The 16,287-nt window shown below is 36.3% G+C and carries 22 protein-coding genes; 3 read left to right on the forward strand and 19 right to left on the reverse strand.

The window, feature by feature from the left end; genetic code table 11:
- Positions 1 to 143 precede the first annotated feature (143 nt).
- A complete protein-coding gene (locus PPA04_RS07940) occupies positions 144 to 536 on the reverse strand; it encodes a S1 RNA-binding domain-containing protein (RefSeq protein WP_057784801.1) in 393 nt (130 codons plus the stop codon).
- 117 nt (positions 537 to 653) lie between these two features.
- On the opposite strand from PPA04_RS07940, the gene PPA04_RS07945 reads away from it, so the two are divergent.
- Positions 654 to 1,295 carry a VTT domain-containing protein gene (locus PPA04_RS07945; RefSeq protein ID WP_057784800.1) on the forward strand — a complete coding sequence of 214 codons (642 nt, stop codon included), beginning with the start codon at positions 654 to 656 and terminating at the stop codon, positions 1,293 to 1,295.
- Positions 1,296 to 1,333: 38 nt separating this feature from the next.
- Here PPA04_RS07945 and PPA04_RS07950 read toward each other — a convergent pair whose 3' ends face one another.
- From PPA04_RS07950 to PPA04_RS07965, 4 genes are read right to left on the reverse strand one after another with little or no spacing between them, the layout of a single operon-like run.
- Complete coding sequence (locus tag PPA04_RS07950; RefSeq protein ID WP_057784799.1) at positions 1,334 to 1,957, reverse strand: TIGR01906 family membrane protein; 624 nt, start codon at positions 1,955 to 1,957, stop codon at positions 1,334 to 1,336.
- A 5-nt stretch (positions 1,958 to 1,962) separates the two neighbouring features.
- Positions 1,963 to 2,733 carry a TIGR01457 family HAD-type hydrolase gene (locus PPA04_RS07955; RefSeq protein WP_057784798.1) on the reverse strand — a complete coding sequence of 257 codons (771 nt, stop codon included), beginning with the start codon at positions 2,731 to 2,733 and terminating at the stop codon, positions 1,963 to 1,965.
- A gap of 10 nt (positions 2,734 to 2,743) precedes the next feature.
- Entirely contained in the window at positions 2,744 to 3,337 is a 594-nt protein-coding gene (locus PPA04_RS07960; RefSeq protein ID WP_057784797.1) for a YutD family protein, read from the reverse strand.
- 15 nt (positions 3,338 to 3,352) lie between these two features.
- Entirely contained in the window at positions 3,353 to 3,961 is a 609-nt protein-coding gene (locus PPA04_RS07965; protein WP_057784796.1) for a metallophosphoesterase, read from the reverse strand.
- Here PPA04_RS07965 and PPA04_RS09895 point away from each other — a divergent pair.
- Positions 3,926 to 4,003: a DUF3709 domain-containing protein gene (locus tag PPA04_RS09895; RefSeq protein ID WP_353744030.1), complete on the forward strand. Its 78-nt coding sequence runs from the start codon at positions 3,926 to 3,928 to the stop codon at positions 4,001 to 4,003. The two genes, PPA04_RS07965 and PPA04_RS09895, sit on opposite strands and share 36 nt — an antisense overlap.
- A 191-nt stretch (positions 4,004 to 4,194) precedes the next feature.
- Here the strand turns inward: PPA04_RS09895 and PPA04_RS07970 are convergent, their stop codons facing one another.
- The 14 genes from PPA04_RS07970 to PPA04_RS08035 all read right to left on the reverse strand — a co-directional run bounded on the left by PPA04_RS07970 (position 4,195) and on the right by PPA04_RS08035 (position 15,794).
- On the reverse strand, positions 4,195 to 5,571 hold the full coding sequence (locus PPA04_RS07970; protein ID WP_057784795.1) for an amino acid permease: 1,377 nt from the start codon (positions 5,569 to 5,571) through the stop codon (positions 4,195 to 4,197).
- 77 nt (positions 5,572 to 5,648) lie between these two features.
- A complete protein-coding gene (locus PPA04_RS07975) occupies positions 5,649 to 6,659 on the reverse strand; it encodes a class I SAM-dependent methyltransferase (RefSeq protein ID WP_057784794.1) in 1,011 nt (336 codons plus the stop codon).
- Positions 6,660 to 6,719: 60 nt separating this feature from the next.
- Positions 6,720 to 7,034: a hypothetical protein gene (locus PPA04_RS07980; RefSeq protein WP_057784793.1), complete on the reverse strand. Its 315-nt coding sequence runs from the start codon at positions 7,032 to 7,034 to the stop codon at positions 6,720 to 6,722.
- A complete protein-coding gene (locus PPA04_RS07985; protein WP_057784792.1) occupies positions 7,009 to 7,419 on the reverse strand; it encodes a ComGF family competence protein in 411 nt (136 codons plus the stop codon). The genes PPA04_RS07980 and PPA04_RS07985 overlap by 26 nt, the downstream gene beginning before the upstream one ends.
- Positions 7,412 to 7,705 carry a hypothetical protein gene (locus tag PPA04_RS07990; RefSeq protein WP_057784791.1) on the reverse strand — a complete coding sequence of 98 codons (294 nt, stop codon included), beginning with the start codon at positions 7,703 to 7,705 and terminating at the stop codon, positions 7,412 to 7,414. Before PPA04_RS07990 ends, PPA04_RS07985 begins: the two co-directional genes overlap by 8 nt.
- Positions 7,689 to 8,126, reverse strand: a complete 438-nt coding sequence (comGD, locus tag PPA04_RS07995) for a competence type IV pilus minor pilin ComGD (RefSeq protein ID WP_057784790.1) — start codon at positions 8,124 to 8,126, stop codon at positions 7,689 to 7,691. The genes PPA04_RS07990 and comGD overlap by 17 nt, the downstream gene beginning before the upstream one ends.
- A gap of 6 nt (positions 8,127 to 8,132) precedes the next feature.
- Entirely contained in the window at positions 8,133 to 8,441 is a 309-nt protein-coding gene (comGC, locus tag PPA04_RS08000; RefSeq protein ID WP_057784789.1) for a competence type IV pilus major pilin ComGC, read from the reverse strand.
- Entirely contained in the window at positions 8,438 to 9,490 is a 1,053-nt protein-coding gene (gene comGB / locus PPA04_RS08005; RefSeq protein ID WP_147206782.1) for a competence type IV pilus assembly protein ComGB, read from the reverse strand. Before comGB ends, comGC begins: the two co-directional genes overlap by 4 nt.
- Complete coding sequence (gene comGA, locus PPA04_RS08010; protein ID WP_057784787.1) at positions 9,426 to 10,415, reverse strand: competence type IV pilus ATPase ComGA; 990 nt, start codon at positions 10,413 to 10,415, stop codon at positions 9,426 to 9,428. Before comGA ends, comGB begins: the two co-directional genes overlap by 65 nt.
- A gap of 110 nt (positions 10,416 to 10,525) precedes the next feature.
- Complete coding sequence (locus PPA04_RS08015) at positions 10,526 to 11,257, reverse strand: YebC/PmpR family DNA-binding transcriptional regulator (RefSeq protein WP_057784786.1); 732 nt, start codon at positions 11,255 to 11,257, stop codon at positions 10,526 to 10,528.
- A gap of 248 nt (positions 11,258 to 11,505) precedes the next feature.
- A complete protein-coding gene (locus PPA04_RS08020; RefSeq protein ID WP_057784785.1) occupies positions 11,506 to 12,801 on the reverse strand; it encodes an O-acetylhomoserine aminocarboxypropyltransferase/cysteine synthase family protein in 1,296 nt (431 codons plus the stop codon).
- 15 nt (positions 12,802 to 12,816) lie between these two features.
- Positions 12,817 to 14,001, reverse strand: a complete 1,185-nt coding sequence (locus PPA04_RS08025; protein ID WP_057784784.1) for a trans-sulfuration enzyme family protein — start codon at positions 13,999 to 14,001, stop codon at positions 12,817 to 12,819.
- A gap of 385 nt (positions 14,002 to 14,386) precedes the next feature.
- A complete protein-coding gene (locus PPA04_RS08030; protein ID WP_057784783.1) occupies positions 14,387 to 14,869 on the reverse strand; it encodes a GNAT family N-acetyltransferase in 483 nt (160 codons plus the stop codon).
- 112 nt (positions 14,870 to 14,981) lie between these two features.
- A complete protein-coding gene (locus tag PPA04_RS08035) occupies positions 14,982 to 15,794 on the reverse strand; it encodes a helix-turn-helix transcriptional regulator (protein WP_057784782.1) in 813 nt (270 codons plus the stop codon).
- Positions 15,795 to 15,962: 168 nt separating this feature from the next.
- Between PPA04_RS08035 and PPA04_RS08040 the strand changes: the two genes are divergently transcribed.
- Positions 15,963 to 16,287 (forward strand): glyceraldehyde 3-phosphate dehydrogenase NAD-binding domain-containing protein (locus tag PPA04_RS08040; RefSeq protein WP_280530881.1); only part of this gene is annotated, 325 nt, incomplete at its 3' end.

Here is a 16,287-nt window from a genome sequence, read left to right on the forward strand (position 1 = left end):
TTTCAAATTCTAAAAGTCAACAAACTTTTTTCAATACTTAAAATTAACTTTCCTCGTTCAAAACGACCTTTAACATAATACCAAGAAAACTTTACTTGGTCAAGTCCTTTTAAAAAATCAACTCACAAAACTTACAGATCATCTCAACTAATCCCATAGGTTCTCTTAGCGGCCGCCTTCCATTCAGGTAGGTTGTCACTAATACTTCTAAACCCAATTTCATCATCATTACTTGTCCAATAAAATTTGTGATAAGCGTGTACCACTGCAGGAATCGGCTTATTATGCATATTATTTTTTTGATTCAACGCCTTTATTGATAAACTCACATGTTGATTTGCAGGATCTATATCCACAATCACGCAAGAAACCACCTGACCTACTTTATAAATTGAAGAAAGACTTTCAATATACTCGTCACTACATTCAGAAATGTGAAGCAACCCTGTAAAAGATATTTTTTTATTTTCAACAAAAAGGCCGTATGCCTGAACCCCTGTAATTGTACCTTCAATAACATCACCCGTTTTAAGCAAATTCGCACCTCCCAAAATTTTATGTCAATATTCATTTTAGCGAAACCAGAAGTATGATACAATACTTGTGCTTTTAAAAACTTTAAACACTAATAATATAAAGTACGGAGGAATACTGTGTCTTTTCTGATTGATTTTGTTTTACACATTGATGCGCACCTAATTTCTATTGTAAATACATTTGGTGATTGGACCTATCTTATCCTGTTTGCCATTATTTTTGTTGAAACCGGTGCTGTAATTTTACCTTTTTTACCTGGAGATTCTCTATTGTTTGCAGCCGCTGCACTTTCAGCAAATAGTATGTATCATCTAAATATTTGGATATTCGTTTTTTTACTTTTTTTTGCAGCGGTCCTTGGTGATTCAACGAATTTTTTTATCGGCCGTGCAGTCGGTAATGCACTCACTGAGCACCACATATTTGGGAAATTTATAAACAAGCAAAAAATGGCAGAATCTAAAGAATTCTTCGATCACTATGGTAGCATCTCTATAACTTTCGCACGATATATGCCAATTATTCGAACTTTTGCTCCTTTTGTTGCCGGTGGTAGTAACTTCAGATATCAAAAATTCATCATTTTTGATATTCTGGGATCATCAACTTGGGTAAGCTTATGTTGTGGCGCAGGATACTTTTTTGGAAACTTTCCTGTTGTTAAACAGCATTTTTCCGTAATTGTTATTGGTATCATCCTTATCTCTCTTATTCCAATTCTTGTTTCCTTTCTAAAAACCAGAAAAAAAGCTGTCTAAACAAAAATAAGCTTTATTCGTCACCAAACGAATAAGGCTTATTTTTTTATCTGTCTTTTCCCCAACCAAATAAAAAACAGGTAAAAGATTTCTACAAACACAAAGAATAAAACAAAACACTGTAAAAAAAACTCCTCTGGTAAGACGTTAATAACCGGATCCTTTTGAGGATCAAATGTCCAATCACTATTGCGGAACAAAACCTCATGAAAAATGACAAAAAATTGATCAAATGAGATGCTCATCATTGCACCAATAAACAATGGCACAACAGCCGTGACCTGCAAAGGCCGAATTAATTGCCACAGTGTTTTGGTTTTAACAAGCTCACGAATAAAAAAGAAAAAAACAATCGCCGAAAGAATTAAAACTCCTTCATTCAACATAAAAAGACTTTTAACATCCGAAAAATGTTGTAATCCCGTACTTGAGCTTGGAAAATCGGTCATGTGTAAGTGTTCAATCCATGGAAAACTTAAATAGGCTATCAGTTGATGATAATTATGCATGATCTCTTTGTGAGATAAACTTACCGCAGTTTGAACGTTATACCATTTTAACGACCACGAATATAGAAAAGTACAATTAATAACCAAAAAAATGGCTAAAGAAATTCCAAAAAAATGAAACCCGATCCACTGTCCAATCCTTCGCATTCGCATAGTAACTACTTCCATTCATCAAACGAATTAATTATGTGTGTAGGCTGAATTTCTTGCTTTGCCACAAATTCTCGAGTTGAAACCCCAGTGTAGACCAACAAAGTGTCAATACCAAAATTAATTCCAGCAGAAATATCAGTCATATAATTATCACCAACCATCACAACGTCATCTTTGTCAAGACCAATCTTCTTAACCGCTTTTTGCATGATAATTGTTTCTGGTTTCCCAATATATGTAGCCCTCTGTTGTGTAGAACGTTCAACAAAGCCAATCAATGAACCCGCTCCAGGCACCAAACCACGCTCATTGGGTAAGTTGGTATCTGCATTCGTTCCAATAAAAGTTGCACCCCGTTTTATGGCCAATGTTGCTAACTCAAACTTATGGTAAGTCACGTCATAATCCAAGCCGACAACAACCCAATCTGGATTCGTCTCATCAAATTCAAAATTTCTATTTAATAATGCCTGCTTTAAACCGAGTTCACCAATTACATAAACCTTGCGCTTACCCCCAGCTATACCATCTAAATAATCTGCTGTTGCCAACCCCGCTGTATAGACTTCATCAGCAGTAACATTAATATTGTGATTTTCGCGTAAGTTTTTTGCAACCTCATCAGGCAACTGTGTCGTGTTGTTAGTCACAAACAAAAAATCCGTGTGTGTGTCCTGTAATCGTTTAATAAAACGGGCCGCAGCAGGAATTTGGTCTCTGCCCCGATAAATGGTACCATCTAAATCAATTAAATATCCTTTATAATCTGAAATCATCTAATCTTCCTCATCTTGTCTCTCTTATTGTAAATGAACGTTTACCACGTTTATGAACTTCTGTAATTTTATTCTTCCGTTGATTAACCGGAACTGCCTTTTCCTTAGTAGTTTTCTCCTGTATAAACGGTTTTTCTTTGAACTTACTAACACGTTTATTGTTTCTTTTGCCCTTATGAGGAGATTCCTTCTTTTTTTCGCTAACAGTCCTAGTTTTTAAGCTACGTTTTTTAGCAGGCTTGTTTACACTCAAGTTCTTTAAAATAAAGTAGGCACAACCAAAATTACAAAATTCTAGCAAATAGTCTTGAATCGCGCCTTGCTTTTCATTATCCTTAGCGTTTCGATCTTGATTGCTGTAAAATCCCTTCAAGCGCAACTGTTCATAACCGATATCACCAACGATAAAGTCATATTTGCTTAAAACTGGACTAAACCGTTCAGCCAATTGTTCACGATCAAATGCGTCACGATCATTGCTAATCAGCTGATATTGATGACCATTAATTAAAATGTTTTTATTATCCAGTAGATCAACTGTGTTGATTACTGGGCGTCGCTTCGATTCTACATTCTCAGTATCTTTATTTTGAGTAGTTGCCATTAAAACGCCTCCTTTTTATCCTCGCTTTGCAAAATCTTCTCTTTTTCCTTTGATCATTTGTTCAATGTCAGCTTCTGAAAATGGTGCTCCAAACGGAATTTTATAGTTTAAATAATCTTTTTCCGGAGTGTCTATACCAACATTCAAATTTTCTTTAACATTCACGCTGTAGTGATGAATATGTCCATGTAAATTAATAATTTGCTTCACAATGCCCATCATCATTGGATAATGTGTCATATACAACTGACGATGATTCATTTTAATCACCGCACCAACATCATGAAATTCAAATTTGGGCTTCCCATTTACTTCAAAATTACGTTTCTTTAAATACTTAAAAAAAGCGCGACTATCATGATTACCCTTAATTAAGATCAGATTACCATTTAAGGCTTTTAACACGTTGTAAACTGCCTCGTTTGATAAACTAGCTGGATGAGTAAAATATAAAGCAATATCCCCCAAGTGATAAACCGTATCCGTTGGTTTTACACGTGCATTCCAATTATCAATAATTGTTTGATTCATCACCTCAACTGATGGAAATGGTCGTGGTGCAAAAGCATTATTACCTAATAAATCTTTATGAAAAAAGTGTGTGTCTGCCGTGAAAAATTTCAACTTCATCCCTCATTCTTAATTCTCTCGATATCTAGTATATAACACCATAGCGCATTTTATACAGAATTCTTTCTTATTTTCATGACTACTTGGTTAAAGATCTGTAAATACTTTTATGTATTCACATATTGCCATCCTTGAAATTTGATAAACAACTCGTTTTATTTTTAGATATTAAAATTTGCAAATTAAAAAACTGCGGAATTTTTTCCACAGCTTCTTACATAAAATAATTATTTTGTTCCAGAATTCTTTTTCATCTGCACTAGATAAATCAAATTCAAAACTACAAACCAGAGGACAGACCCAATTAAAGCAATCAACGTATCTAGTTTCAACACCAGTACAAAACCAACAAAAATAAGAAAAGCTAAAACTAGATAATCACTATATGGATACCAAGGCATCCGAAACTTTTCAGGTTTTTGACTTGTCTTGGATAACTGTTGACGATATTTTAAGTGGGTTAAGACAATCGATCCCCAGATAAACAAAAAACAGGTTGTCGCCACACTTGAAACAAAAGTAAAAACTTGGCCAGGCATAAAAATATTTAAAATTACTGCTAAAGCAATGACTAAAGCAGACATCAAAATTGCATTAGCTGGTACTTGTGTCCGCGATAATTTCCCCAATTTCTTTGCAAGTTTCGACTTACGGTTGTAACTAAGTGAAAACAACATTCTCCCTGTTGTGAAAAGAGCACTATTGCAAGCGGAGGCAGCTGCTGTGAGAACCACAAAATTAATAATTGCGGCTGCTCCTGTAATTCCGACATTTTGAAAGACTTGCACAAACGGGCTTGATGTTGGTGAAACATATTTCCATGGAAAAATTGCCATAAGAAAGAACAACGCACCAACATAAAACAATCCGATTCTCATTGGAATATCATTAATTGCCTCTGGAATAACATTATTAGGATCCTGAGTCTCTGCAGCAGTCATACCTACCATTTCGACACCAACGAAAGCAAAAACCACCATCTGGAAAGAAAGAACAAATCCCTTTAGCCCCTTTGGAAAAATTCCGCCAAAAGCCACTAAATTCGTTAATGAGGCATGTCCAACTGAGGTCTTATAATGAATTAATACAAGCACAATTCCTGTTATGATAAGGACTAAAATTGCTGTTATTTTGATTATTGAGAACCAGAATTCGGTTTCTCCAAAAAGCTCAACCGTAATTAAGTTCATAGCCAGTAAAACTAACAAAATCACAAATCCTGGTATCCACTGCGGTAAACTAGGAAACCAAAAATGCATATAAAGTCCTGCAGCTGTGATTTCAGCCATCGCAATGGTGACCCAGCATACCCAATAGGTCCAGCCCGTCACAAATCCAACCTGTTTACCCAAATATTTTGCCACAAAGTCAACAAACGAAGTGGAATGCAAATCAGATAGTAACAACTCTCCTAAGGCTCTCATCAACCAAAAACAGATCACTCCTGTGATTGCATAAGCAAGCAAAATTGATGGACCGGCCAGATGGATGGATTGCCCGGCTCCTAAAAACAGCCCGGTTCCAATTGTCCCCCCAATGGCAATTAATTGGACGTGCCTACTTTTTAAACCTCTCGATAAATTTTGATCTTCATTTTCACTCATATTTCCTCCATACATGCTTCAATGTAATAGAATTACACTCAATCATATAGGATTTTTGGAATTAAGTAAAATTTTGATTAGAAATTTTGTTGATGCCACTGTCTAATCTCAGCCAAGAACTTTTTCATTCTTGTTTGATCCTTAAAGGATGGAAAATCCCCAAGCATCACCTTTGAGGCCTGTTTTGCACCATTACCCTGATTTTGTAAAATTAAAATTGATTTTTGTAAATTACCATTGGTGAACATGTCTTTAGGCAAATTTAAAAAACCTTGTAAAAATATTTTGTTTTTAAAATAATTCAATAACTTGCCTGCCTGATCAGTTTGAAAAATATTACTAGGCACCAAAAACAGTCCAAAACCACCATCCACGACATGATTCATTGCTTGTTCAATCAATAAATGGTGCACAAAGGAATGACCGCTGTCACTATGGGTCTCATAGTCTTTAACACGATGATCAATGGGATAATAGCCGACCGGTAAATCGGACACAGCAAAATTGGCTGCATTAAAAACTAATTGATCTAATGCGTCCTGATGATAAAGATTAACTGCCACCTGTTGTAACTGCGTACTAATTCCAGCCAGTGCTAACATAGAGTCATCATTATCAATTCCAATCCCAGTAATTTGTTGGTCTTTATGATTATGATGAATATCATTCATTACTGTTGTGAGTAAATTAGCGGTACCGACCGCAGGATCAAGAATCTGAATGTCGTCTTCGCCATCCTGCAGTTCTTGCAAAAGATAGGCAAATAACATCCCGATTGTATCAGGTGTCATTTGATGATTTGCCTGAATATGATCTTTTTGAGCCGCTTTCAAAATGGCCAGCTGTAATGCTTGCCGAATGGACTCATTATCTAATTGGCTCAAATTCACTTCGGCATAGAAATGTTCCAAATTACGCTTAACCTCTTTTGTTGGCCGCCCATCTTCTACTTGAACCTGACCAGAAATTAGATTATTTCCCGTCTCGATTAAAGCATCTAAGTAGGAGGTATCCAGCTCAGCTACAAGTGTTTCCGTACTCTCATCAATTATTTTAAATAGTTGTTCTACTTCATTATTCGTAATCATTCACCTCGTCTAAACTTAAACTCCTCAAATATCTTAACACGAAATAAAGATATTGGGCATTTATAGCGGCTGATCACTTGCAGTGAACTTGTAACAATGTTGATTTTTTAAAGTTACAATAAATTTTTTATTCAAAACTTCCACATCGCCAATATCTGATTTTAGGCCTTTATGCTTAGAATCATCTTTTCGTCGCAAAATTAAAATATTACAAAGAACACGAGCATCATTCATTTCAACTACTTTTGCCTGAGAAGCAATATTTGCTTGTTGATGTTGTTCAATTTGAAAAACAAGACCGCTCAAAATAGCCAAAAAAATGATGGCACTCAATAACACATAACCTGATTTATTCTTTTGGAATATAGACATCATCACTTTTTGCCTCTCCATCATCAAATTTAATTTGAAGTTTCAAGAATGGTTCTTGATAATCAAAATCCACAGAATTTACATGAGAAATCAACGGCATATAACCTGGTGAAAACCGCAATTGATCTTGATATTTTTCTAACTTATAAACTTTATTTTCTTCAAGACTAGTTAGGTTTACGTAAGAATGGCTGCTACTTTTCAACCGAAATTGATGTTTAGATGATTCCAATTCGTTCACCAGAATTTGCCAATCAGCTGAATTGTTTTGTTGTTTAATTGGAATATTGATTAATTTAGTGCTGAAAGAAATAAGGTGGAAAATGATTGTTAATATTAATAACGATATGAGTGTTTCCATCAATGTAAATCCAGATTTTTTATTCAATTTCTATTTTCCTTAAAACACCCTGATTTTGATCACTTAACGTTATCGAGCTTTTCGTAAATATAAACTTGCTATCTGGTAAAGAAACCGACTGTGATTTGTTTGCTTTCAAACGCCGACTTCCATCCAGCAGTTTGCGACTAATTGTAACTTGTTTATTTAACCGCATCTCCGTTTTTCGCTCATTTTGAACACAACTGTGGATTAATATTAACGAAATGCTTACCAGACCCAAAGCAACCAACGCCTCACTTAAAATAAAACCTTTTTTATTCTTTGCTAACATGATAGACTCCCCAACCTAATTGAATCCTCAAACGATACGTGCATTTATTTGCTTCAGATTGAAAGCCAATCGTCTGAGGCTTGACATACCCATTACTACCAATTTTTACCTCTTGATTAGTAAACAGACTTAAAGTTTTAGGTAATTCAATCTCACTATTCTCTTTTTCAAAAGCTTTAAGTGGCGTAAATTTTACTTTTCTTCGAGTTTTATCAAACGAAATATACGTGACCACCCCTTCGAAATTAGCAAATTGTTCATATTTTTTCCAATCATCATCAAATTTTGCCCAGAATTGTTTTTCTTGCTGTTGAGCCATCACTCTTTTTAAAGTAAAATGACCAATCGAAAGTAAAAGTGTCACAATCGTTAACACCACCAAAGTTTCAACCAAAGTAAACCCATTTTTTATTTTGCACATTCTTCACTACTTCACAGCTTTATTGTCTTTAATGGAAATGTGATTTTCTTCGGCCTGACTTACTTGTTTTTCAGTTAAATAACCGCCTTCTTCCAGTTCATCAAGTGAAGTTGGTAATTTTTGATGCTCATTTTCATACAAATCAATTTGAGTTTGCACAACCTCCACCATTGCATTTCCATGGATTGTTTTTGCATTGCTTCTCTGTTGTGCAATATTTGGTAACACAATTAATATTAAGAGAGAAATGATGAAAAGAACTACCGTCATTTCAATCAAAGTAAAACCAGATTTATTTTTTCGTAATTTTTTCATTTGTATACTCCCTCCATTGAGTGGTACATCGGTAATAACAAGCTTAAATACATAAACACAATCACAACCCCAATTAAAAGAAACATCATGGGCTGAATTAAACCAATCAATCTTTCAATTTGTTTGGTTAATTTTTGATACTTAATTTTCGAAAACATCACTAATTCTTTTCCTAAAGCCTCGGTCGTATTTCCCTTGTTGAGCATCACGTTTAACTCTTGTGGGATAAACGGATAGCGATTAATAAATAAACGAGTTTGCTCACCTTCTAAAAGCTGTTTCTCCAAAGCCTTGCCAATTTGATGCAGTAAAGATGTCTTCGAGAAATTCTCTAACATATTACAAATACTTTTTATACCCAACCCACTTTTTAACAACATTGCTAAATTGAGAGAAAGGTAATAATGACAATAACTTTGATAAACTTTCCCAACAATTGGGATCCGACAAATTACTTCCACCCTCTGCACAACTGGCTGTTGCCAAAACTTTTTGACCATGAGGAAAACCAAGGTGATAATCCCCACCATAATTAATAGAATGATCACAGTAGAATTTTTAATAACATGTACCCGTGTCGCCGTATTCCACATGTTTAGTTCAGGAAAAATGTAAATCTTCATGCCCACCATCAACATCCCTAAAAACAGCAATAGTAGAATCGGATATTCTAACAGCTGCAACAACTTAGATTGATGATCATGTTTTGTGTCTAAATAAGATCCTAACGTTTTCAAACTCTCAGCCAATTCACCATGTTTTTCAGCAATCAAAATTTGATAGTAAATATCCTCTTTTAAAAATGGCTTTATTGCATCCGAAAATGCCCCTCCCTTTTCAAGTAACTGAACCATTTTTGATATTTGTCGCTTTTTGGTTGGAATTACAATCTTGATAAAATTTAAGGATTCTCGCAAACTAAATCCAACCGCCAATAAATCTGACAATAGGGTAAAAAATCTAGCTTGAACTTTAGTGGAAAACTTATCCTTCTTGATATTCAACCAAGGTTTCTTCAGAAATTCGACTTTTTTGATACTCTCTTGCAAGACAATTCCCCCAATTTGCCGTCATTTTATTTTCAGGTATTTCCCGAAAAGCTGTCTGGAGCTGCTTTCCCTGCATAATATCAAACAGTGCTGCGACTTCATCATCTTTTGTAGGGATTAAACGTTGATAAGCAACGCCACACAAGGCTTGTTGAAGCATCTCTGGATCAACGTCAAACTGTTTTAATCGCCTAATGACCCCAAATACATTTTGCGCATGGACCGTACTTAAAACTAAATGACCACTTAAAGCCGCTTTAACGGCAACATTAGCAGTATGATTATCCCGAATTTCACCAATAATGAAAATATCCGGACGATGTCTTAACCCTACTTTTAATAATTGCTCATAGTTCATCTTGGCTCTTGTATTAACCTGCAACTGTAAAAAGTCCTTCTCAAAAATTTCTACCGGATCTTCAATGGTCATCACCACTTTTTCTTTGGCCAAATATCTGGCAAGTTGGTAAATGGAAGTCGTCTTACCCGATCCCATTGGACCCGAAAACAATAAAAGTCCCCTTTTATTAGTCAGTTCAATCAATTCATGCCACTGTGGCGGATCTAAGTGTTGAATATGCGCCTCTGAAATTGGATAAATGAACCGAATAACTAATGATTCACGGTTGAGAAAATCACCCACCGTTGACAATCTTAGATGAACCACTTTGCCGTCTTCTTGATGCCAATAATAAGCACCTGTCTGTGGTCGTCGTTTTTCACTGAGGGCCATATCTGCTTGAAACTTAAAAAATGCGATTAATTGTTCACCCACTTGTTGCGGCACTTCTTGTATTAAATGACACCGATTTAATTTTTTATACATCACCTGATAGTCATCTAATTTAGGCAAAAGATACAAGTCAGTCGCCCGATTTTTGACACAGGTTGACATAAATTTTTCTACATAATCTTCTAATTTCATTTTCCTACCTCCCCCACAAAGATAAGATACGTAAAAAAACGAAATATATTTATTTAAACACAAAAAAAATCAAGTTCTTAACGAACTTGATTTAATACTTGTCTATTTAATTACTCTTCTGGCATTTCTGCAGCTTCATAAACTTCAGAAACATCATCATTATCTTCCAATTCATCAATCAAACCTTGATATTGGCTAATTTTATCTTCTGGTACTGGCGTTTCATTTTCAGGAATCATGGTTAACTCAGCTGTTGCCAACTTATAACCAGCTTTTTCCAATGCATCACGAACTTCGGCCAATGACTTAGGATCTGTATAGATTTCAAAAGCATCATCAGAAGTCTGAATGTCATCGGCACCAGCATCCAAAGCATCCATCATCATAGTATCTTCGTCAGTGTCATCGTCTTCCCGAGAAATGACAATATAACCCTTCCGATCAAACATGTATGATACTGAACCGCTTGCACCTAATGCACCGCCATGATGCGTAAATGCTGAACGAATAGCAGCTGCAGTTCGGTTCTTATTATCAGTTAATGCTTCGACGATAATTGCAGTACCACCGGGGCCATATCCCTCATAATTGATTTCTTCGTATGCTGCACCACCAACACCAGAACCTTTATCGACAGCACGTTTAATGTTGTCCTTAGGCATGTTTGCGGCACGTGCCTTATCCATCATCAGACGTAACTGAGGGTTACCAGAAGGGTCAGGACCCCCAGCTTTGACTGCCATATAAATTTCACGTGAAATTCTTTGGAAGATCTTTCCACGTTTAGCATCCTGAGCGTTTTTACGACCCTGAATATTGTGCCATTTAGAATGTCCTGACATTTCCAAACTCCTCTTTTCTATATAATGAATTTTTATTGTTAGTAAAACCTTATCTAGTATAGTAAATAACGGTGTTTTTGGCAAGTGTTTCAAATTGACTCATTAAAGAGACTATCTATATTTTAAATACCGCTGTTTCAAACCCCTTTAAACATCAGTCATTTTCATGCACACGCTATCATTTCTATCTAAAAACACTGTAAAAGCAAAAAAGAATTCGCAGTTGGAATTCTTTCATTCTGTTTCTATTAAAAGGCAACTTTAATTGCCTGTTTCAAATCACCAATCAAATCATCAACGTCTTCAAGGCCAATTGATAACCGTAAAACTTGGTCATTTAGACCCTGAGATTCACGAATTTCCGCTGGCACCTCTCGATGCGTTGTCCGCGTAGGATTCACAATTAATGATCGTGAATCACCAATGTTTGGTAAATAACTAAAAACACGCACATTATCAATTAAAGTTGCGACATTTTTTGAATTTCCTTTTAATTCAAACGATAAGATGCCACCAACACCCTTGGGAAAATATTTTTTGACTAACGGATTTCCTTTTTCAATACCTGAATAAAAAACTTTTTTGACATGTTCGTTTTCCGTTAAGAACTGAGCAATTTTTGTGGCACTTGCCACTTCCCGATCTAAACGTTCTGAGATCGTTTCAAGGCCCAATAAGATTAAGTAGGCATCAACCGGTTCTAATACTGCTCCAAGCAATCGCAAATATTTCATCCGAATTCGACGAATAAAGGCTTGTTTGCCAAATTTGCTGACAAAACTTTCCTGCGTATGCAAGTCTTCATCCCCTAATGTGAATTCCGTTTCACTAAATTGAGGGAACTTGGGACTATCCCAATCGAACGTACCATGATCCACCACTAAACCCGAAATCACATTTCCGTGACCATTGATTCCTTTGGTAGATGAGTATACTGTGATGTCAGCGCCATGTTCAAAGGGTCTCAACAGATAGGGGGTTGGAAAAGTATTATCCACAATCAACGGAATTTTTGCCGCGTGTGCAATCTCGGCTAATTTTTCTAAATCAGCAATCTCCGTACTGGGGTTAGCTACACTTTCAACATAGATTGCTTTAGTATCTTTCTCAATTAAACTTTGAACGGCTTGAAAATCATTGATATCATCCACAAAATCAAAATTGATCCCAAATTTTGGGAAAAATGTGCGAAATTCATCAAGACTAGAACCATATATATTACGTGGCGCAATAATGCGACCCCCATTTTCGGCCACGTTTAAAATGGTATATGAAATAGCTGCCATTCCTGAACCAACAGCCACAGCATCTATCCCACCATCTAACGCTGCAATACGTTCTTCAAACACGCGAACAGTTGGATTGCCATCCCGCGAATAATCATACCGACCAGCGAGTTTACCAGTTACAATTTTATCAGCCATAGCTGTATTTTCGAGGCCAAACGCCGCTGTTTGATAAATTGGCACTGACGATGCAAAACGATGGTCTTTAGGATCATATCCAGCGTGAATCCTAAGTGTATCAAATTTATTTTCTGTCATTATTTCATCCTCCTACTATGCGTTTCTTTCATTACTTTGATTTAATCCACTGGGCTTAACAGCCACCTCGATGGCTTGTTGTAAATCTGCGATTAAATCTTGACTGTCTTCGATGCCGACCGCGAGTCTAATGAGCTGGGGACTGATTCCCGCCTTCAATCGTTCTGCTGGTGGTAACTCCGCGTGACTCATTTCGTACGGTAATTCTGCCAAACTTTCAACTGCTCCTAAACTAACTGCTAATCGGATTAACCGAAGATGGTTGACAAACGCAATTGCATCCACGTTTTCACCAAGCTCGAAGGACAAAACACCACCAAATCCATTTAATTCATCCGAAGCAATTAAATAATCTTTTGTACCTTTAATACCGGGATAATAAATTTTTGTCACTTCTGGACGTTTTTCAAGAAAATTAATAATCTCAAACGCATTTTGTTGTTGTCGATCCATTCGGACTGATAATGTTTGAATGCCTCGTCGAATGAGATTGGCACTTTCTGGCGAAAGAACGCCGCCAAGCGCATTTTGGATAAAGTAAATTTGCTTGCCTAACGTTTCACTATTTGTCACTACAAGACCAGCAATCACATCTGAATGTCCACCTAAATATTTGGTTGCGGAATGCACAACAATATCAGCACCTAAAGTTAACGGTTTTTGTAAATAAGGTGTTAAAAAGGTGTTGTCAACGATCGTCAATAAGTGATGCTGTTTTGCAATTTTTGCCACCGATTTTACACTAGATACATGCAAAAGTGGATTGGTAATCGGCTCAAAGTATATGGCTTTTGTATTAGTTTGAATGGCGGGTTCAATCGTTTCTAATTTGGTGGTGTCCACAACTGAAAAACTAATTCCGCGCTCTTTAAAATACTGATTTAAAATTCGATACGTACCACCATAAATTTGATTGCCAACTAAAATGTGATCTCCCGGTTTAAAAATGGCCAAAGCAGCATGAATCGCAGCCATCCCAGATGCAAATGCAAAACCATTCTTTCCTTCCTCTAACCGTGTCATCTGTTTCTCCAAGTATTCACGAGTCGGATTACCGGAACGTTCATAATCCCAACGTACCTTACTAGTCGCACTTGGATAAGCATAGGTCGACGAATTATAAATTGGGATATTAACAGCCCCTGTCTGATTATCTTGAATTGTTTCACCGTGAACCAAATTTGTATTAAAGCCTGTCATTTTAAAATTCCTCCAATCAAAAAAGCACACATCCATCCTCATCTATTTCTAGATTAAGGACGGAAATGTGCTTTTTCCCGCGGTACCACCTTTATTTGAGCATTTCTCACGAGCTACTCCTCATCAGGTACAATCAAAATTATACCCTAACTCAATAACGGGAGTTCCCGCGCTAGCCTTACAATCTTGCTCTACCAACGAATTTGAAATTAGACCATCTTCCATCGGCTTCTGCCATCGTTTTCCACCACACAACGACTCTCTAAACACATCAACTGATTTACTCATCTATTCGTTTTTATAATATTAAGTATTATCCTAACGCTATCTTTTCAAAAGTCAATCTTTTTTTAACCTTTTCTCATTAAATTCTTATTTAAGCAATTTAAATGCTTTTTATATACTGAGCATCACAGGCTAGATGTTCATCCCCGGCTAACGGTTTAGCCAGCTTTGTAAATCCCGCATGTTGATATAAAATATTTGCCACTGCCAATTTTGTATCTGTAACTACATACATTTTTTGGTAGCTTTCCTGCGCAAACGTAATTGATTTTTGTAAAAGGATTTTGGCGAGCCCATGCCCACGAGCCTCTGGTTTTAAATATAGTTTTTGCAATTCACAAACTCCTGGCTGACCGGGTACCGGACCCACACCACAGCCTCCGACAACTTCTTTATTGGTATCATCAATGACTACCCAATAGATGCCATGAGGTAGTTTTTCATAGTATTCGGCCAGTGAATCTAGTTGCGGATCAAAATAGGCGGTTCCAGGTATATTAAGTTGCACATCACGTAAACAATCTTGAATAATTTTTTTTATTGCTTGATTATCACTTGGTTGAATTTTACGAATCTTTAGCATCTTGGTCACTTCAATCTAAATAGAATTAAAAATAAGCATAACCCAATATTTTTGCTTGTCAATATGTGAACAAGGTTCATTCAAACTTAATTATTGTAACAATCTAATAAAACTAGCCATTTTGGCACAACTGTCTCAGTTTTTCTTCGGTGACTTGATCCGCTGCACTCTGAATAACCAGAAAATGAGTTTTTGTAGACGAAATTAAAGTTGTTTCGGTAAGGTATAACTCGCCCACTCGCGGCTTTTTAAGTAACAGACGTAACGTTTGCATGTCTAGTACATCGAGCTGCTCCCAAGGTTGAGAGAATCCAGGTTCATCCCTAATCATTTCGTAGATTTTATACAAATATGATGAATTGGGATTTTCACTATAGAGTTGTCGAAATTGAACAACTCTTTTAGCTGCATATTCATTCCAATCACTAAATAAATCTCGCAAAACAGGATTCTTAAATGTCTGCCAAAGAAGATTTCGTTGAATTTTTGACTTGCTATCCAGCTTTCCATATAGTTCCACAAATGCACGATTCGTTTTTTGAATGATAAAGTTGCGATCCATAATAAATGCTGGATACGGATTTTGAAAATTTAATAACCTTACAAAATCACCGCTAATATCCGGGATATGGTTCAATTCGGGAGGTAACTTTTTTTCAACCAAATTAAATACATAGTTAATTTCGGCGTCATTTAATCGCAAAACTTCACACAATGCCTCTAAAACTTCAACTGATGGATTTACGCCCGTTCTTCCTTGTTCAATTCTTACGTACCAATCCGTACTTAAATTTGCTCTTTCGGCCACCTCTTCGCGAGTAAGTCCACTTGCCCGTCGATGCGTATCTTGAACAATTCCATAATCTTTCAAATTAGCTGTACTTCGTTTATATCGAAAAAAATGTCCCAAAGGTTTTTCATTCATTTGTATCTTTTCCTTTCACTTACTAAGTACCAACCGTTATACGCAATTTTAAAAAATCTGCCAAACTGGGATCATCAATCCTACGATAATTGAGCTCTTCCTCTGTTTTAAATATCCCGTTATGATAAAAATGTTCAAAATATTATAACATTCTTAGGAGGTCATTTTATGACAGTTAAAATTGGAATCAATGGATTTGGCAGAATTGGAAGATTAGCTTTCAGAAGGATTCTAGAACTACAAGATGATAGTACCATAGAAGTCGTCGCAATCAATGATTTAACGAGCCCTCAAATGTTAGCTCATTTGCTCAAATACGACTCTACACATGGCACCTTGCAGGCCGAAGTCAATGCCACACAGGACGCGCTGATTGTGGACGGCAAGTCCTATCATGTCTATTCACAAACTGATGCGGCCAAAATTCCTTGGGTGAAAAATGATGATGTGGATTTTGTTTTAGAGTGCACAGGGTTTTATACAAGTTTAAAAA

Source organism: Pediococcus parvulus, assembly GCF_007990205.1.
In the GTDB taxonomy this organism is placed as follows: domain Bacteria; phylum Bacillota; class Bacilli; order Lactobacillales; family Lactobacillaceae; genus Pediococcus; species Pediococcus parvulus.

Bases quoted from the DNA above. Each gene is read 5' to 3' on its own strand.
- PPA04_RS07950 (WP_057784799.1), bottom strand. From the start codon at position 1,957: ATGCGAATGCGAAGGATTGGACAGTGGATCGGGTTTCATTTTTTTGGA.
- PPA04_RS07960 (WP_057784797.1), bottom strand. From the start codon at position 3,337: ATGGCAACTACTCAAAATAAAGATACTGAGAATGTAGAATCGAAGCGA.
- comGA (WP_057784787.1), bottom strand. From the start codon at position 10,415: ATGAAATTAGAAGATTATGTAGAAAAATTTATGTCAACCTGTGTCAAA.
- PPA04_RS09895 (WP_353744030.1), top strand. From the start codon at position 3,926: ATGAAAAAAGTGTGTGTCTGCCGTGAAAAATTTCAACTTCATCCCTCA.
- comGD (WP_057784790.1), bottom strand. From the start codon at position 8,126: ATGTGCAAAATAAAAAATGGGTTTACTTTGGTTGAAACTTTGGTGGTG.
- PPA04_RS07955 (WP_057784798.1), bottom strand. From the start codon at position 2,733: ATGATTTCAGATTATAAAGGATATTTAATTGATTTAGATGGTACCATT.
- PPA04_RS07990 (WP_057784791.1), bottom strand. From the start codon at position 7,705: ATGTTAGCAAAGAATAAAAAAGGTTTTATTTTAAGTGAGGCGTTGGTT.
- PPA04_RS08015 (WP_057784786.1), bottom strand. From the start codon at position 11,257: ATGTCAGGACATTCTAAATGGCACAATATTCAGGGTCGTAAAAACGCT.
- PPA04_RS08035 (WP_057784782.1), bottom strand. From the start codon at position 15,794: ATGAATGAAAAACCTTTGGGACATTTTTTTCGATATAAACGAAGTACA.
- PPA04_RS08030 (WP_057784783.1), bottom strand. From the start codon at position 14,869: ATGCTAAAGATTCGTAAAATTCAACCAAGTGATAATCAAGCAATAAAA.
- PPA04_RS07980 (WP_057784793.1), bottom strand. From the start codon at position 7,034: ATGATGTCTATATTCCAAAAGAATAAATCAGGTTATGTGTTATTGAGT.
- PPA04_RS07975 (WP_057784794.1), bottom strand. From the start codon at position 6,659: ATGATTACGAATAATGAAGTAGAACAACTATTTAAAATAATTGATGAG.
- PPA04_RS08020 (WP_057784785.1), bottom strand. From the start codon at position 12,801: ATGACAGAAAATAAATTTGATACACTTAGGATTCACGCTGGATATGAT.
- comGC (WP_057784789.1), bottom strand. From the start codon at position 8,441: ATGAAAAAATTACGAAAAAATAAATCTGGTTTTACTTTGATTGAAATG.
- PPA04_RS08025 (WP_057784784.1), bottom strand. From the start codon at position 14,001: ATGACAGGCTTTAATACAAATTTGGTTCACGGTGAAACAATTCAAGAT.
- PPA04_RS07970 (WP_057784795.1), bottom strand. From the start codon at position 5,571: ATGAGTGAAAATGAAGATCAAAATTTATCGAGAGGTTTAAAAAGTAGG.